Annotated in this window: 2 protein-coding genes; both read left to right on the top strand. The window is 29.4% G+C overall.

Annotation, left to right across the window (positions count from 1 at the left end; all coding sequences use genetic code 11):
- Nucleotides 1–80: 80 nt before the first annotated feature.
- Nucleotides 81–1,097, top strand: coding sequence for an FAD:protein FMN transferase (locus EZH24_RS11525; RefSeq protein WP_137999236.1), 1,017 nt, complete (start codon nucleotides 81–83; stop codon nucleotides 1,095–1,097).
- A 188-nt stretch (nucleotides 1,098–1,285) separates the two neighbouring features.
- Nucleotides 1,286–1,432: a hypothetical protein gene (locus tag EZH24_RS14265; protein ID WP_161976159.1), complete on the top strand. Its 147-nt coding sequence runs from the start codon at nucleotides 1,286–1,288 to the stop codon at nucleotides 1,430–1,432.
- Nucleotides 1,433–1,595 lie beyond the last annotated feature (163 nt).

Here is a 1,595-nt window from a genome sequence, read left to right as displayed (position 1 = left end):
TAGATAAAGTAGAAAATTTGTGGAAAGATATTATAAAGATAAACGATTTGGTTAAAAACTTATAATTTGTAATGAAAAATATAAATAAAAAAATTTACGCATTAATTCCGATTATAGCGATTTCTATTATAATAATTATTTCAATTTGTAAAAATATAAATAAAGAAAGCTATATAAGGAAAACGATTATAATAAGCGATACGATTTTGAATATAACCGCGCAAACTTCCGATAAAAAAATGAATAATCTTATAAGTTTAATAACGAACGAAATAAACAGAATTGACAATATAATAAATCCTTACAATCAAAAAAGCGAAATCGCGATAATCAATAAAAAAAGTTTGGATGGAATAAAAGAAATTGAAATATCAAAAGAATTGTCGCGCATATTTGAAACGGGATTAAAATATTCTCGTCTCAATTATTCGTTCGATATAACCGTTCGAGGTTTGATAGAGCTTTGGGGATTTGGAATAAAAGAAAATCAAACCGTTCCAACTCAAGAAGAAATTAACGAAGCTTTAAATAATATAGATTCTTCCAAATTGAATATAATAACTAACGAAGATAAAATATTTTTGAAACTTGGAAAAAATTTGACTTTCGATTTTGGCGCTTACGGAAAAGGATATATCATAACGAAATTAATCGAAATTTTTAAAAACGAAAATATAGAAAATTATTTAATCGATTACGGCGGCGACACTTATGCGAACGGAGTCAACCGAAAAGGCGATGCTTGGGTAATAGCGATAAGAAATCCTATAGAAAGCTCGGAAGAAAACTCCGAAAAATATTTGGCTTTAATAAAATCGACTAATTACGCTATAGTGACAAGCGGAGATTATGAAAGATATTTTACGGAAAACGGAACGAATTACCATCATATAATAGACGCAAGAACGGGATTTCCTTCTTATAATTCCGTTTCCGCTACGATAGTTCATACAAACTCCGAAGAAGCGGACGCGTTATCGACAATTGCATTTTTAATGGGGACAAATTTTTTCACAAACGAAAATTTTAAATATAGAGAGGCTTATATACTTACTCCCGAAGAGGAATTATTTATTTTCACAAATGAAAATTTTTAATTCTTAATTATTAAAGAAATAAAAATAATTAGAATAATTTTGACAAATAAAAATTTACTTTTATCAATAAGTAATTTATAAATTATAATATTGACAAAAAATTAAAAAATATTAAATTTTAAGAAATTATTTATAAATATTTAAATTAATTGCATTGACAAAAATTTTAGTCATTCGCCGCACTCTATGTGCTTTCGGCAAGGCGTCCAGAAGGAACGATGGCAAAGCCCAAGACTACTGTCCGATTCGCTCTGCGCTCCTTCGGAGAAAACCGCCTTGTTATTCAGAAAAGCGCAATTTCAAAATATAGATTGCTCGCCAGAGGCGGACTTTAGTCTCGATTTATAAATAAATCTCGCAATGACAGGTTGAATTTATCATTGCAAAAAAGAATTGTCATTACGAGGCTAAGCCGAAGTAATCCAAAATGACAGTTTGCTATAAAATAAAAACGGACAAGGTTTTATTCCCTGCCCGTTCAAGTGTGAATTAGAATTA

This window comes from Brachyspira catarrhinii (assembly GCF_005518285.1).
In the GTDB taxonomy this organism is placed as follows: domain Bacteria; phylum Spirochaetota; class Brachyspiria; order Brachyspirales; family Brachyspiraceae; genus Brachyspira; species Brachyspira catarrhinii.
Note: the sequence above shows the minus strand (reverse complement) of the source record. Positions and strands in the feature narration are given on the sequence as shown.